Here is a 401-nt window from a genome sequence, read left to right on the forward strand (position 1 = left end):
GAATTCAACAAGAGATTTAGTATGTACACCAGATACATTGATGATAACTTTAAAGGAAAGGAGAGTTATATCCAAAAGGGTTCTGTTCAGCTTAATACATTCATGCTAGTCCATAGAGATCATCAGCATCAAACAGAATGTATCAATTTCATTGATAAGTTTAATAAACAGGTACTAGATGATATAGAGAACCCGGAAGACGATCAGAAATAGTTTATATTTGCTTTAACCGCCTTCCTTATAGATGCAGCCTTGTCAAGCCCGAAATCTTATGGGCTAACAGCACCTTACTCCGGCCCTGTTGATAATTCAAAACTATATCTATGCTTATTATCCATTTTTTGTAATTTCAAGTCCCCGTATATCAAACCTATAATATATAAGCTACTTTGAAACATTTA

General features: G+C 33.9%; 1 protein-coding gene. It reads left to right on the forward strand.

Translation table 11 applies throughout. From position 1 onward, the window contains the following. A partial coding sequence (locus tag E1163_RS09560; protein ID WP_221417973.1) for a hypothetical protein occupies positions 1 to 213 on the forward strand: 213 nt, incomplete at its 5' end. Between the last annotated feature and the right edge of the window lie 188 nt (positions 214 to 401).

It is taken from the genome of Fulvivirga kasyanovii (genome assembly GCF_009711405.1).
In the GTDB taxonomy this organism is placed as follows: domain Bacteria; phylum Bacteroidota; class Bacteroidia; order Cytophagales; family Cyclobacteriaceae; genus Fulvivirga; species Fulvivirga kasyanovii.